Raw genomic sequence first — 12,800 nt, forward strand, 5'->3', positions numbered from 1 at the left:
CGGGTGCCCTAGACCCAGAATTCGGCAATACGCGCGGCGATGGCATTGCCCTGTGCTCGTCCGGCCACGGCCGCAGCCGATCGGACGGCGATGTCGGTGGCATCGGGTCCGATGGCCGCCGACGAATCGGCGTCGGGGGCAATCACTTCCACCTTGGAACCGCCCTTGACCAGGCGTTCCCGTTCGATCTCGAAAGGATCGTCCTCGAGGTCGAGAGCACCGACCTTGAGCACCAGCACCTTCTCGAATCCGACTGCGAGATCGGCATTTTCGCTGGCTCGAATGCCGCCGTCGACGTAGCGGTGATCGCCTATCGTCACCGGTGGCCACATGCCCGGGATCGCGCAGCTCGCGGCCACCGCGTCGATCAGCTGCACGCCCGAGCCGCGATCGAGAACCCGATGCCGACCGGTCACCGCGTCGACGGTGACGATGCGCAGGTCACGGTTCGGCCATGAGTGCGACGGCAACCGTCGTTCGATGATGGCGCGTCGCTCACGTTCGGTGATCGTCGACGCCGCCAGCGCCTCGCTGCCGATGCGCCTGCGAGTGTCGATCGCACTGCCGTCCGAATTCTGCGCCGCCCGGGCCAGCATGGAGACCAACTCGTCGATGGTCGCCTCGGCGTGCGGCTCGACATCCTGCCTCGCCTCGTCTGCTTGACGCTCGTACAGCTCGGCCATCGTCGCTGGGCTCGAAATCTGCGCCGCGACCGAGGAACCGGCCGAGGTGCCCAACAGCATCTCGGCGTCGGTGACGTCGGCTCCCGATTCTGCCAATCCCAGTAGGACACCCGTCTGCCACGCAATTCCTGCGACTCCGCCGCCGCCCAATACGAGTGCTCGCCTGGTCATGGCCTTACTCCCTTCATCGAAAAGATCCGTCAGGAACTTACAGCGCTGGTCTGGACTCGCGGACGCAGCCAGGCGATGAGGTCGTCGAGTACGCGCTCCTTCTCCGGCTCGTTGAACACTTCGTGGAACAGGCCGTCGTACTTCTTCAGCGTCAGGTCGTCGGATCCGGCCAGCTCGGCGATGAGTTCGCTGCCGGAGACATCGGCCAATCCGTCCGCGGTTCCGTGCTGCAGCAATACCGGGATCGTCAGCGACGGCAGGCGCGCCGGGAACGTGTCTCCGACGCCGAGCATCGCCGCGGCGAGACCCGCCGTGACGCTGCCGTGGTAGCCCAACGGATCGGCAACATAGGCGTCGACGACGGTCTTGTCACGCGAGACCAGGTTGGGGTCGAGCTTGAGTACGGGAGCGGCCGGTATCAGGCGTCCGAGGATCTTGCCTACCGCCACCAGTGCTTTGGGCTGCCCCACGGTGGGGACGACCGCTGGGCCGGACAGCATCAGTCCATCGAGGTCGGCCTGATGGTCGAGGGCGTAGGACAGTGCGATCGCGCCGCCCATGCTGTGGCCGAGCAGGAAGGTGCGTTTGTCGGGGTATTCGTCGGCTGCAATACCGAACAAGGTGTGCAGGTCGTCGGTGAAGTCGGACCACGCGGCCAGTGTCACCCGCTTGCCGCCGGAGCGTCCGTGCCCTCGATGATCGGGCGCATAGACGACCAGACCGAGAGAGCCGAGGCGTTCGATGACGTGGCGGTATCGGCCTGCATGCTCGGCCAGTCCGTGGGCCAGTACGACAACCCCGGTCGGCGTGTTCTCTGGGGTCCAGACGTCGTAGACGATTCGGGTTCCGTGGACTCCCGTGAACGACGAATCGACATGCTTCATGCGGTCACCGTACAAGGGTGGTGGGTCGTGCGATGGCCCATCGGCGAACCCGCAAAGATTCGCTCGAGTAACTATCCTGGCAAAGCAGACGATGTCCTTGTGAGACGCCACTACCGTCGCCCCTCGATCCCGAGGTTCGGCCACAACCGGGAAGTTACGAACACAGAATGCGCGATGAGTCCGCCACCAGTACGTCGCCTCGGTGGCGCGACCCGAAGCGCTACCTGTGGCCGCTGGGACTGACGATCCCACTGAGCCCGTTCCTGGCGTGGGGTCTGGTGACCCTCCTCGGGCCCGGCGCATTCTGGACCCTCGGCCTGATGATCATGGGTGTTGCGCTGCCCTTGGTGGACAGATTCGCCGGTGTCGACCGAAGCAATCCTCCCGACGAGGCGCTGTCCGCTCTGGAAAAGGACCCCTACTACCGGTGGTGCGTCTACCTGTTCCTGCCGTTGCAGTACGCAGGGCTCATCGCGGCCTGCTATCTGTGGGCGCACGGACCACTCGGGGTTCCCGAGCGGATCGGGCTGGCCATCACCGTCGGCATCGTCGGCGGGGTCGGCATCAACGCCGCACACGAACTGGGCCACAAGAGGGAGCGCCTCGAACGATGGCTCTCGAAGGTGACGCTGGCACAGTCTCTGTACGGCCACTTCTACGTCGAGCACAATCACGGCCACCACCTTCGCGTCGCCACCCCAGAGGATCCTGCGTCGGCGAAATTCGGTGAATCGTTCTGGAAGTTCCTGCCGCGCACGGTCGTACACGGCCTGCGCTCGGCCTGGGAGCTGGAATCCCGACGCCTCGCGCGTCAGGGCCTGTCGCGGTGGTCGTATCGCAACAACCTGTTCAACGCCGCGGCCATGAGCGTCGCTTTGTTCGGCGTACTGATCGCCGTGTTCGGCTCCGTGACCGTGCCGTATCTGGTGCTGCAGGCTGCGATCGCCATCGTTCTGTACGAGGCGGCCAACTATCTCGAGCACTACGGGCTGCTACGGCAGAAGCGGCCGAGCGGGCGATACGGAAAACCGACTCATCGGGACAGCTGGAACAGTGACCACCTGTGGAGCAACCTGTTCCTGTACCACCTACAGCGTCACAGCGACCATCACGCGAATCCCGTGCGCCGGTACCAGGCTTTGCGCACCGTCGACGAATCCCCGCAGCTGCCGGCCGGGTATGCGGTGATGATCTTCTGCTCGCTGGTTCCGCCGCTGTGGCGTCGAGTGATGGACCAGCGGCTGATCGACTTCTACGACGGTGACGCAGACCTCGTCAACGTAGACCGCTCCGACGCCAGGGCTGTAAGAAGGCTCGAGCAACTGTGCAACTAGCGAGCCCAGGTGCACTGACAGTTCTATACCGCTGCGGGCTCGTCGGTCTGCGCCCGCAGATAGCGGCCGAAGTGCGGCACCGTGAAGGCGATGGTGCCGCGCTCGGCCGAGTAGATCAGGCCCTTCTTGATCAGCCCATCACGGGCAGGCGACAGCGACGCCGGCTTGCGCCCCAGCTCGGTGGCCACGGCAGCGGTCGGCACGGAGCCGTCGTCCACCGACAGTTCTGCCATCGCGCGCATGTATTCACGCTCGGCGGGCGTTGCGCGCTCGTAGCGAGAACCGAAGAATCCGACGGCCAGTTCCTCTTCCGCGGTGGGGGCGGCGACGCGGACGTCCTCGATGGAGATGGGGCTGTCGGCCGCAAGATCCCACGTCGCCTTGCCGTAGGCCTGCACGAAGTACGGATAGCCGTCGGCGGCTGCGTACAACGCATCGAGTGCATCGGGGGTGAACTCGACGTCTTCCCGATCGGCCGGAGCGATCAACGCGAGGTCTGCCGCTGCGCGTTCGAGCCGACCGATGCGGTGGTAGCTGAACAGCCGCTCGGAGTAGCTCTTGGACGCCGACAGCACCGCAGGCAGATGCGGTAGTCCGGCTCCGACGATGATCAGCGGCGCGGTGTCCTGGCTGAGCTCGTGGCAGGCCGCGCACAATGCGGAGATGTCTGCGGGACCGAGGTCCTGCATCTCGTCGATGAAGATGGCGATACCCACGCCCACATCGCCGGCCAGCGCGGAGGCGTCGAGCAACAGTTCCACGAGGTCGATCTCGATGTCGCCGGAGTCGGCACGACCTGTCTTGGCCGGCACGTCGATGCCAGGTTGCCACCTCTCCCGCATGCCCTTGTCGGCGGTGGAACGCAGAGCGAAGGCCTTCAGCACGCCGAGAAATTCGTCCACGCGTTCGGGATCGCGATGCGATGCCGCGATCCCGCGGACCGCCATGTGCAGGGCAGACGACAGCGGTCGACGCAATTCCTGGTCGGGACGAGCCTCGATCTTCCCGGTTCCCCAGCCGCGCGCGATGGCCGCAGATCGGAGTTGGTTGAGCAGCACCGTCTTCCCGACGCCCCGCAGCCCGGTGAGCACCACACTGCGTTCCGGCCTGCCGCGGGTTATCCGTTCGAGCACCACGTCGAAGGCGTCGAGCTGCTTCTTTCGACCTGCGAGCTCGGGTGGGCGCTGGCCGGCGCCGGGAGCGTAGGGGTTACGCACGGGGTCCATGGGGCCAAAGTTACAACGAATCGTCCGATATATGCGGACATCTAGCTCGTGTCCTAGAGATCCGTATTCGTTCGATACTTGCGCGCGACCACAACGAAGGACTACTTTCGGCGGTGTGAAGCGCATTCTCGTAGTACGCCGCCGTAGCGGGGTCTGATTCGGACCGACCCCTCGCTGCGGGTCGTCGTGCTACCTGTTCGGTCCTCCCTTCACATTCGGAAGACCACTCCCATGAATGCTCTTGCTTCTTCTCTCACCACCGATCCGTTCCATGCCCGTTTCGGCTGCGCTCTGCCGCGCACGATGCGCAACGAGATCACCTGGCACCACATGTCGTGGTCGAACTTCACCGACCGCTTCTCGCCCACCTCGGGCCCGCTTCGGCTCGGTTCGTGGACGGCGGCGAGGGCCACCGGCGGCAAGACCTCGTTCGACGCGACCTTCGGTATCGCGGACGCCATCACCACTTGTGCCGCAACGACTTACGGTCCAATCGAGGCACTGACCTCGATGCTGTACGACGCGGGATTCTCCATCGAGATTCTTTCGTTTCACCAGCAGAGCATCGGCGAGGAGACGGCCACCTTCGTTCTGGTGGAGCGTGACGGACGCCACGAATGGGCGATGGCCATCGACGCCGATGCGACGCTGTCGTCGATCCGGGCCGTCGTCGCGGGTGCCAATCTGTTGCATCTGTAGCCCCAACCGGCGCGAACTCGAAGTTGTGGACGAAAAATCGTCGAAAGGTGTCCATAACTTCGAGTTCAGCACCGGTATCGTTTTCTTCGCCTCTCTAGTGCTGGAGCAAGAGAGTGAAAGATCTCGCTAGGGCATCTCCACCGTCTGCGCGCGGTGAATCTCGGCGAGTGCGCGGCGCACATACGTCTCGGCGCGACTTCGACGAACTGCGAGTAGATCCGCCACCACCAACAGGGCGTGCGCAGGTCGCGGCCGCGAACGCGACTGCTCCTCGACGTCGGTCACGCCCAGCGCACCGGTGAGCACCTCGACGAATCCGGCGATGTCGAGGCTCGGAAGCCAATCGGCCCCACGCGCCGTCCTGGCGAGCACTTCCTGCACGTTCTCCGCGGTCAAGCCGTCGCTATATACCTCTTCGAGCAAACTCCGTACCATCTCCGCATGCACGTGCCCGGCCTTGGCCGCGTCCGAGCGGTCCAACAGTTCGACGGCCTCGTCGAACGCGATCGGATCCTGCGCCATGACAGCAGCAAGGGCATCGACTGTGGCGTCGGCGATTCGACGCACGTCGACGGGCCACTCGATGGGCCAGGCAACGGGGACGCTGTTCGGGGGAACAGCCGATGGGGAGGGGTCGGTCATGGCACGAGTCTCTCATTTGCTGCCGACACGGTTCCTTTTACCTGTAACCGATGTTTATACTAATTTGCGCGCTGTGGCATCGGCCACAGCGTGGACGTGGAGGAGGTCGACTCGATGATCGAGCGCAATGCCGCCAGTGCCACCGCATCGGACCCGGGCGAAGTGATGCTTCAGGCCAGGAACGTGAAGTTCGACTGGAGCGATCTGCCGATGCACTGGGTGCCCGGCGACCCGTACACCACGCACGTGCTCAACGTGCTGCACCTCATTCTGCCCGCCGGCGAGCACTGGTTCGTCGACACCTTCAAAGAGGCGCTGCCCTACATCGACGACGAGAAGCTGCGCGACGACGTCATCGGGTTCATCGGCCAGGAGGCTGTCCACGCCGAGGCACACACCGGCGTCCTCGTACACCTCGAAGCCAACGGACTCGACCCGAAGCCGTTCACCGACCAGATGGACTGGACCTTCGGCAAAGTGCTCGGAGCAGATTCGGTGACGAGCCTGCGATCGAAGAACAACCTCGTCGAGCGGCTGGCCCTCATCGCTGCCATCGAACACGTCACGGCATTCCTCGGCGACTGGGTGCTGAACGCCGACGGCCTCGACCGCGCGGGCATCCACCCCACCATGCTCGATCTGCTGCGGTGGCACGGTGCCGAAGAGGTGGAGCATCGCTCGGTCGCGTACGACACCCTGCGCTACTTCGACAAGCGCGAGGTTCGTCGTCTGCGTACGTTCGTCGTGGTCGTGCCGTTGATGGCGTACATCTGGCAGCGCGGGATCATCTTCCTGATGAAGAACGACCCCGAGCTGCAGGGTGCCCCCAGGTCGGTCCGCAAGCCCCGATCGGCCCTGTGGCGCAAGTCGGTTCGCCGCGGCACCCTGCCGGCGCTGACGCACGTCGGCCGCAGCATGTCGCGCTACCTGAAGAAGTCGTATCACCCCAGCCAGGAGGGCTCCACGGCTCAGGCCGTGCGCTACCTGGCGTCGTCACCGGCCGCGCAGGCAGCGGCGCGGTGAAACTGTCGACGCGTCGCGTTCCACGGCTGTTCCCCAAGGACCCGCCGCCGGATCTCCGCGGACGTCCCCGCCCCGATCGTTCGATGCAGATGCTCGGAACGTTCCTCAACGGCTACATGCATGCGACGGCCGGCAAGGAGTACGACGACGCAGTAGCCGGCCACAATCCCGATTCCGCCCTGCGGCTGGTGGTTGTGAACCGCGAAATCGTCGCGGAGGACAACGATGTCGCTGCTCTGACCCTCGCCTCGCCGACGGGTGAGCAATTGCCGACTTGGCATCCTGGCTGCCACCTCGATCTGCACCTACCGTCGGGTCGACGTCGGCAGTACTCACTGTGCGGCGACCCGTCGGACCGCAGTTGCTACCGCATCGCCGTACGCCGAATACCCACCGGCGCAGGCGGATCCATCGAGATGCATGCACTCGAACCCGGCACCGAGGTCACCGTTCGCGGGCCGCGCAACGGCTTTCCCTTCGTCGCGGAGGGCAGTGCTCTGTTCATCGCGGGGGGCATCGGGATCACCCCGATCATCGCCATGGTCCGTGCGGCTCGGATCCTCGGGATGGACTGGCAGTTCGTGTACTGCGGTCGCTCTCGCGACACGATGCCTTTTCTCGACGAAATCGAGAGCTGGGACTCGGACCGCGTGTTCATCCGGACCGACGACGTGCACGGGTACCCCGCCGAGGGTGAATTGCTCGAGCGCGCACCCGCTGGCGGTGCCGTCTACTGCTGCGGCCCTACCCCCATGCTCGACGCCGTCCGCCGCGACTTTCGCCAGTGCCCCGCCACAGCATTGCATTTCGAGCGTTTCGGCCCGCCGCCGATCCTCGACGGCACACCGTTCGAGGTGCAGCTGATCAGCAGTGGAGCTGTGCTCGACGTCGCAGCCGACGCGTCGGTGCTCACTGCGGTCAAGGAACGCAAGCCCAATATCGCGTACTCGTGCCAGCAGGGCTTCTGTGGTACCTGCAAGGTTCGGGTGCTGTCCGGCGAGCCCGAGCACCTGGAGTCGCGATTGACCCCGGAGGAGCAGCGCGATCACATGCTCATCTGCGTGTCACGTGCTAAAAGCGCGCGCCTCGTACTCGATCTATAGAACGGAAAGACAGTGAGCAGCAACGCGGTTCGTACCACGGTCGTCAACGAGGGCATTCGGTTGGCGGTGTTCGAGAGCGGCAACCCCGACGGCGACCCCATCGTGCTCGTGCACGGGTGGCCGGACACGCACGAACTGTGGAGCCACATCGTGCCGCAGCTCGAAGACCGCTTTCGGGTGATCAGCTACGACTCACGCGGAGCCGGCGAAAGCACGGTGCCCACCGAGCAGTCGGCGTACAAGTTGGCCCGCCTCGCGTCGGACTTCTACGCCGTGGCAGATGCGGTCAGCCCCGATGCACCGGTGCACGTGCTCGCTCACGACTGGGGTGCCGTCGAGGTCTGGGAGGCCGCGGCCCAGCCGCAGGCGAAAGATCGAATCCGTTCCTACACCTCGATTTCGGGACCGAATCTCGATCACCTCGGCAAGTGGTCACAGTCCCGCCTGCGTCGCCCCAGTCTCGCCGGCATCAAACAGGTCCTCGCCCAGACACGAGCGTCCTGGTACACCGCCACCTTCCATATCCCGATCCTTGCCAACCTGCGGATCAAACGACAGTTCGCCAAGGGCTGGCCGGCGTTCCTCCAGGAGTTCTCCGGAGTCGATCCGAAGCTCGTCACCCAGAACCCCACGCTGTGGTCCGACGCGACCAACGGCACCAAGCTGTACCGCGCCAACATCATTCCGATCCTGACCAATCCGCGGGATCGGTACATCGACATCCCGGTGCACCTCATCGTCAACACCGAGGACGTCGCGGTGCGGCCCTATCACTACGAGGACACCGGCAAGTGGGTGAAGAACCTGACGCGCAACGACATTCCGGCGGGGCACTGGTCACCGATCTCGCATGCCGACGACATCTCCCGATTGACAAGGGAATTCATCGACTCGCTGGACTGAACCCGGCTCGGATCATCCGGTCAGGTGACCCCGTAGCGTCGACGACGTGTATTCGGATCGAAACAGGCCACGCTGCTGCAGAATCGGGACCACGTGCTCGACGAAGTCGGCCAGTGAGTCCGGGTAGCGCGGGCACATCAGGTTGAAGCCGTCGGCACCGCGACCCATCCACGATTCCATTTCGTCGGCGATGGACTCCGGCGTGCCGATCATCGTCGCATGACCGCCGCCGGCCGCGAGGGTGCCCAGCAGCGCACGCACCGTCGGGCGATCCTTCTCGACGATGCGCAGGATGGTCTCGTACCGGCCTTGCGGTCCGGGGAACTCGGACGCGGGTGGCAGTGCCGGCACCGGCTCATCGAGTTCCCAAGCAGCACAATCCTGCCCGGTGAACGTCGACAGCATCGCCAGGGACTGCTCCGTCGGTAACAACACGTCCAGCTCGGCCTTCTTCCGATGCGCCTCGTCCATCGTCGATCCGATGTACGTCACCAACCCCGGCATGATGCCCACTGCTGCACTGTCGCGGCCCGCGTGGGCGATGCGCCCCTTCATATCCTCGTAATAGCTCTGCGCTGCAACGAGATCGTAGGCGACGGCATAGATGGCCTCGGCGTACGTGGCAGCGAGATCACGACCCGGCCCCGACGCCCCCGCCTGGAACAGAACCGGCCTACCCTGCGGCGACCGCGGTACCGTCAACGGGCCGTCCACCCGAAAGTGGGTGCCCTCGTGGTCGATGGCATGCACCTTGGCCGGGTCTGCATACATCCCGGTTCGATCCAACGTCATGGCATCGTCGTCCCACGAATCCCATAGCGCCAGTGCAGTATCGACGAACTCCGCCGCACGTCCGTAGCGGTCCTCGCGAGCCGGGATGGCATCCATTCCGTGATTGCGCGCTTCGGCGTCGAACATGGAGGTGACGACGTTCCAGCCGGCGCGGCCGCCGCTGATGTGGTCCAACGACGCCAGCATTCGCGCGGCATGGAACGGGGTGTAGAAGGTCGACGACACCGTGGTGACCAGACCGATGTGGGTGGTCGCTCGGGCCATGGCAGACAGCGCTGTGATCGGTTCGAGGAACCAGGTTCCCGCTCCCGCCGGGTCACGAACAGAATGACCGTCGGCGAAGAACACCGCGTCGAACTTTCCCCGTTCGGCGAGTTGCGCAAGCTCCTCGTAGTACGAGATGTCGCCCAGATCCTCTACCCGTGAATCAGGGTGCCGCCACGCTGCACTGTGATGACCGCAGCCGTACAGAAACGCGTTGAGATGCATGTCAGTTCTTGACCAGGCCGCCGTCGACGACGAGATTCTGACCGGTCACCGACCGCGCCCACGGCGAGGCGAAGAACAACAGGGCATCAGCGAATTCCTCCGGCGTGGTGACCCGTTGCAGCGGAGTAGACGCGGCGATGAAGTCGAAGACCTCGGCCGGGGTCGCTGCACTGGCGTCGGTGGTCCGCAGCAGGCCGCCCGACACCATGTTGACGGTGATGTTGTCCGCACCCAGGTCCGCGGACAACGTTCGGGTCAGCGAGAGCAGGGCGGCCTTCGACGCGGTGTAGTCGTGGTAAGGCACCACCGGATTCTGGAACAAGTTGGTGCCCACGTTGATGATTCGGCCGAAACCTATGTCTCGCATGCCCGGCAGCGCCGCCTGCGTGGTGAGCAACGCCGCCCGGACACTGCCTCGCAGCTGAGCGTCGAACCGATCCCAGGTGATCGTGTCGGCCTTCGGTCGGGCATCACCGTCGAACGAGAAGTCAGCCAGTGCGTTGTTGACGACTGTGGTGATCGAGGTGCCGAAATGTGCACGTGCAGAGTCGAACACCGAGGCCACCGCACTCTCGTCGGTCACATCGCCCTGAACCGCGAACGCACGATCGCCGAGCTGGTCCGCCAACGCTTCGGCAGCATCTTTGCTGTTCCGGTAATCGATCACGACGCGTGCGCCGTGACCGGCGAACGCCGCGGCGATCGCGGCTCCCAGTCCGCGCCCACCCCCGGTGACCAACACTGTCTGCTCGTCTAGGTTCATGCGCCTCGCCTCTCGTTCGAGGTCGGGACCGTCACGAGAGACAGGAATACCGAACGTCACGACATTCCCTTCGCTGGTCCTAACCAGATCAGGTTCGACGGGTGTGATCTCAGCCCTGTCGGGCACCCCGTGTCGCGTTCGACTGTACCTACCTGCGGTGTCGTAGCGCTGCATTGCCGTCGATACGGCTCTCTAGCCCATCCGGTAGACGCCCTAATAGATCGATGACAAGTTAGTGTGCCGCCATGACCGAACGCCTCTACCTGGAGTATCGCCTCGACGAGAACGTGATCTTCGTTCTCGATCACCGCACGGTCGAGGTGTTCGACTCCGCGGTGACCGTCGCGTCGGGCGGTCGGTGCCGATGGCATGTCGACCACCTCGGAGTCGACGCGAAGCCGGCGCGCCGCGGAACCACGGTGACCGTGGGTCTACGGACGTCCGACGGCGGGATCCACTACAACGGCGACCGAGTGAAGCTCACCGTCACCGATGAGCAACTGACACACCTGCTGGCCTTCTTCGATCGCGCGAAGGCGGCCAGGGCACTCAGCTGACGATTGCCCAGCCGTGGGGCGGAACGCTACCCGTCCGTCCCTCGAGTACTCGTCACCGGCCACAAACGACCTCTGCGCTGCCATTCGTCTACTCGGCATTCAACGCCTCGTGATCGGTATCGGAAACCGATGTGTCCACCCGTAGCGCGTTGCCGTGTCTCCTGCTAACTTGTTGTCGCGGTCGTAGTCCCGAATAGGTACATAAAGATTTCCGTCGAACACCGAGCGAAGTTGCACAGGCGGAGTAGATGGTACGAATCATCCAGGTAGACAGTCGTTTTCTCCTTCTCTTCACCGGCCAGTTGGTATCCATCCTTGGATCGTCCGCCGCAACTTTCGCGCTGACCTTCGAGATATTTTCGCGAACCGGGTCCACTGCGCAGCTTGCGATCGCTCAAGCCGCAATTACGTTCGGAACGATCTATCTCGCCCCCATGGCCGGATCGATCTCGGACCACTTCGCGAGGCGGTCTGTGCTGATCAGCTGCAACACGATACTCGCCATCCTGGCGATGTCCATGGCTGGACTTTCGCAGACAGCAGCCCTGTCCACACCGATAGCGATCGCACCGGTCCTGTTGGTCAATGGTGCAGTGTCGGCATGCGTGACAATTACGTTTCAGGTGGTCATCGGATCCATCGAGCGACTCGGAGATCGCACCCGAGCGAACGCGACGTATTCGGTCATAGAATCGGCTCCAGTGATCGCGGGGCCCTTGCTCGGAGCTCTTGTGTTCTCGCTGGGCGTCCCAATCTTTTGGGTCTTCGTTGCCGATGCCGTCTCGTTCGGCATATCGGTCATGGCAATTCTGCTCACTGATGCCGGCGAATCTCGACCTCGTGGAGTCAGGTCGTTACGCCCTTTCCGAGGCGCCCGAGACGGAATCCGAATAATCATGGCAGATGCCGACCTTCGACAGGTCCAATTGAGTTTCATGTTCTTCAACTTTTTCAATGGAATTGCGATCGCCAGCGTAACTGCATTGCTGATTCTCATCGGCGGATCTTTTACCCTGGGCATAACCAATGCGATGGGCGGCGTAGGCCTATTGATAGGTGCCTTGACAATCAAGGCAGTGATGAAATCGACGCGGTCAGCGCGAATTGTCCCGCTGTCGATGATGCTCGGCGGACTCCTCGGTCGCGTGGCGCTTGCAGCCACTTCCATCACAGGAGCGGCAGCATTCTGCGTTTTCGCCCGGAATCTGACGACGCAGAGCACGAATTCTCCATTGACATCGCTCTGGCAAGGCATCGTCGATTCAGATGTCCAAGGGGCTGTTTTCGGTGCAAGACGACTACTGGGTCAGGGGCTCTACCCTTTCGCGCAGTTCATGGGGGGCCTCATCCCCGTGCTCCTCGTTGCGCACAGCGCAGTTTCCCATGATCAGGCACTGCGACTGGTGCTTGCAACCGCCGGGGTGATGGAAATTGTGATCGCAATCCTTCTCATGCGTTCTCGGGCTGTGAATCGCCTGGACCAACGCTTGTCGATACAGCCATGATCGACATCCAGCGCAACGAACTCTCG

13 protein-coding genes and 1 riboswitch are annotated in these 12,800 nt (G+C 63.7%); of the genes, 7 read left to right on the plus strand and 6 right to left on the minus strand.

All coding sequences use genetic code 11. The features are described 5' to 3' along the window. Positions 1 to 8 precede the first annotated feature (8 nt). Both ACFI9K_RS20380 and ACFI9K_RS20385 read right to left on the minus strand, forming a co-directional pair. On the minus strand, positions 9 to 854 hold the full coding sequence (locus tag ACFI9K_RS20380; protein ID WP_462665197.1) for a patatin-like phospholipase family protein: 846 nt from the start codon (positions 852 to 854) through the stop codon (positions 9 to 11). Positions 855 to 883: 29 nt separating this feature from the next. After that, the gene (locus ACFI9K_RS20385) at positions 884 to 1,738 is read right to left on the minus strand and encodes an alpha/beta hydrolase (protein WP_462665198.1); all 855 of its coding nucleotides are present in this window, start codon (positions 1,736 to 1,738) and stop codon (positions 884 to 886) included. A gap of 167 nt (positions 1,739 to 1,905) precedes the next feature. On the opposite strand from ACFI9K_RS20385, the gene ACFI9K_RS20390 reads away from it, so the two are divergent. Continuing rightward, on the plus strand, positions 1,906 to 3,072 hold the full coding sequence (locus ACFI9K_RS20390) for an alkane 1-monooxygenase (protein ID WP_462665199.1): 1,167 nt from the start codon (positions 1,906 to 1,908) through the stop codon (positions 3,070 to 3,072). A gap of 23 nt (positions 3,073 to 3,095) precedes the next feature. Here ACFI9K_RS20390 and ACFI9K_RS20395 read toward each other — a convergent pair whose 3' ends face one another. Continuing rightward, positions 3,096 to 4,298 carry an AAA family ATPase gene (locus ACFI9K_RS20395; RefSeq protein WP_462665200.1) on the minus strand — a complete coding sequence of 401 codons (1,203 nt, stop codon included), beginning with the start codon at positions 4,296 to 4,298 and terminating at the stop codon, positions 3,096 to 3,098. 231 nt (positions 4,299 to 4,529) lie between these two features. Between ACFI9K_RS20395 and ACFI9K_RS20400 the strand changes: the two genes are divergently transcribed. Then, on the plus strand, positions 4,530 to 4,997 hold the full coding sequence (locus ACFI9K_RS20400; RefSeq protein WP_462665201.1) for an alpha-isopropylmalate synthase regulatory domain-containing protein: 468 nt from the start codon (positions 4,530 to 4,532) through the stop codon (positions 4,995 to 4,997). 126 nt (positions 4,998 to 5,123) lie between these two features. On the opposite strand, the gene ACFI9K_RS20405 is transcribed toward ACFI9K_RS20400, so the two are convergent. After that, a complete protein-coding gene (locus tag ACFI9K_RS20405; RefSeq protein ID WP_462665202.1) occupies positions 5,124 to 5,639 on the minus strand; it encodes a hypothetical protein in 516 nt (171 codons plus the stop codon). Positions 5,640 to 5,753: 114 nt separating this feature from the next. Between ACFI9K_RS20405 and ACFI9K_RS20410 the strand changes: the two genes are divergently transcribed. The 3 genes from ACFI9K_RS20410 (at position 5,754) to ACFI9K_RS20420 (ending at position 8,668) form a co-directional block, all read left to right on the plus strand. Then, complete coding sequence (locus ACFI9K_RS20410) at positions 5,754 to 6,662, plus strand: metal-dependent hydrolase (protein WP_462665203.1); 909 nt, start codon at positions 5,754 to 5,756, stop codon at positions 6,660 to 6,662. 83 nt (positions 6,663 to 6,745) lie between these two features. Further along, positions 6,746 to 7,765 (plus strand): PDR/VanB family oxidoreductase, encoded by a 1,020-nt coding sequence (locus ACFI9K_RS20415; protein WP_462665235.1) that lies wholly within the window; start codon positions 6,746 to 6,748, stop codon positions 7,763 to 7,765. A 12-nt stretch (positions 7,766 to 7,777) separates the two neighbouring features. Beyond that, positions 7,778 to 8,668, plus strand: coding sequence for an alpha/beta fold hydrolase (locus ACFI9K_RS20420; RefSeq protein ID WP_462665204.1), 891 nt, complete (start codon positions 7,778 to 7,780; stop codon positions 8,666 to 8,668). Between the two features lie 12 nt (positions 8,669 to 8,680). Here the strand turns inward: ACFI9K_RS20420 and ACFI9K_RS20425 are convergent, their stop codons facing one another. Together ACFI9K_RS20425 and ACFI9K_RS20430 are read right to left on the minus strand one after the other, a co-directional pair. Then, entirely contained in the window at positions 8,681 to 9,949 is a 1,269-nt protein-coding gene (locus ACFI9K_RS20425; RefSeq protein WP_462665205.1) for an LLM class flavin-dependent oxidoreductase, read from the minus strand. Between the two features lies 1 nt (position 9,950). Then, positions 9,951 to 10,712: a 3-oxoacyl-ACP reductase gene (locus tag ACFI9K_RS20430; protein ID WP_462665206.1), complete on the minus strand. Its 762-nt coding sequence runs from the start codon at positions 10,710 to 10,712 to the stop codon at positions 9,951 to 9,953. Positions 10,713 to 10,759: 47 nt separating this feature from the next. Further along, positions 10,760 to 10,852, minus strand: a riboswitch (TPP riboswitch). A 105-nt stretch (positions 10,853 to 10,957) separates the two neighbouring features. Here ACFI9K_RS20430 and ACFI9K_RS20435 point away from each other — a divergent pair. Both ACFI9K_RS20435 and ACFI9K_RS20440 read left to right on the plus strand, forming a co-directional pair. After that, on the plus strand, positions 10,958 to 11,269 hold the full coding sequence (locus ACFI9K_RS20435) for a hypothetical protein (RefSeq protein WP_462665207.1): 312 nt from the start codon (positions 10,958 to 10,960) through the stop codon (positions 11,267 to 11,269). Positions 11,270 to 11,517: 248 nt separating this feature from the next. Then, positions 11,518 to 12,774, plus strand: coding sequence for an MFS transporter (locus ACFI9K_RS20440; protein ID WP_462665208.1), 1,257 nt, complete (start codon positions 11,518 to 11,520; stop codon positions 12,772 to 12,774). Positions 12,775 to 12,800 lie beyond the last annotated feature (26 nt).

The sequence above is a fragment of the Rhodococcus sp. PSi06 genome, assembly GCF_054960675.1.

What these genes read in the sequence shown, in the direction of transcription:
- ACFI9K_RS20380 (WP_462665197.1), bottom strand. Translation starts at nt 854, where the DNA reads ATGACCAGGCGAGCACTCGTATTGGGCGGCGGCGGAGTCGCAGGAATT.
- ACFI9K_RS20385 (WP_462665198.1), bottom strand. Translation starts at nt 1,738, where the DNA reads ATGAAGCATGTCGATTCGTCGTTCACGGGAGTCCACGGAACCCGAATC.
- ACFI9K_RS20390 (WP_462665199.1), top strand. Translation starts at nt 1,906, where the DNA reads ATGCGCGATGAGTCCGCCACCAGTACGTCGCCTCGGTGGCGCGACCCG.
- ACFI9K_RS20395 (WP_462665200.1), bottom strand. Translation starts at nt 4,298, where the DNA reads ATGGACCCCGTGCGTAACCCCTACGCTCCCGGCGCCGGCCAGCGCCCA.
- ACFI9K_RS20400 (WP_462665201.1), top strand. Translation starts at nt 4,530, where the DNA reads ATGAATGCTCTTGCTTCTTCTCTCACCACCGATCCGTTCCATGCCCGT.
- ACFI9K_RS20405 (WP_462665202.1), bottom strand. Translation starts at nt 5,639, where the DNA reads ATGACCGACCCCTCCCCATCGGCTGTTCCCCCGAACAGCGTCCCCGTT.
- ACFI9K_RS20410 (WP_462665203.1), top strand. Translation starts at nt 5,754, where the DNA reads ATGATCGAGCGCAATGCCGCCAGTGCCACCGCATCGGACCCGGGCGAA.
- ACFI9K_RS20415 (WP_462665235.1), top strand. Translation starts at nt 6,746, where the DNA reads ATGCAGATGCTCGGAACGTTCCTCAACGGCTACATGCATGCGACGGCC.
- ACFI9K_RS20425 (WP_462665205.1), bottom strand. Translation starts at nt 9,949, where the DNA reads ATGCATCTCAACGCGTTTCTGTACGGCTGCGGTCATCACAGTGCAGCG.
- ACFI9K_RS20430 (WP_462665206.1), bottom strand. Translation starts at nt 10,712, where the DNA reads ATGAACCTAGACGAGCAGACAGTGTTGGTCACCGGGGGTGGGCGCGGA.
- ACFI9K_RS20435 (WP_462665207.1), top strand. Translation starts at nt 10,958, where the DNA reads ATGACCGAACGCCTCTACCTGGAGTATCGCCTCGACGAGAACGTGATC.
- ACFI9K_RS20440 (WP_462665208.1), top strand. Translation starts at nt 11,518, where the DNA reads ATGGTACGAATCATCCAGGTAGACAGTCGTTTTCTCCTTCTCTTCACC.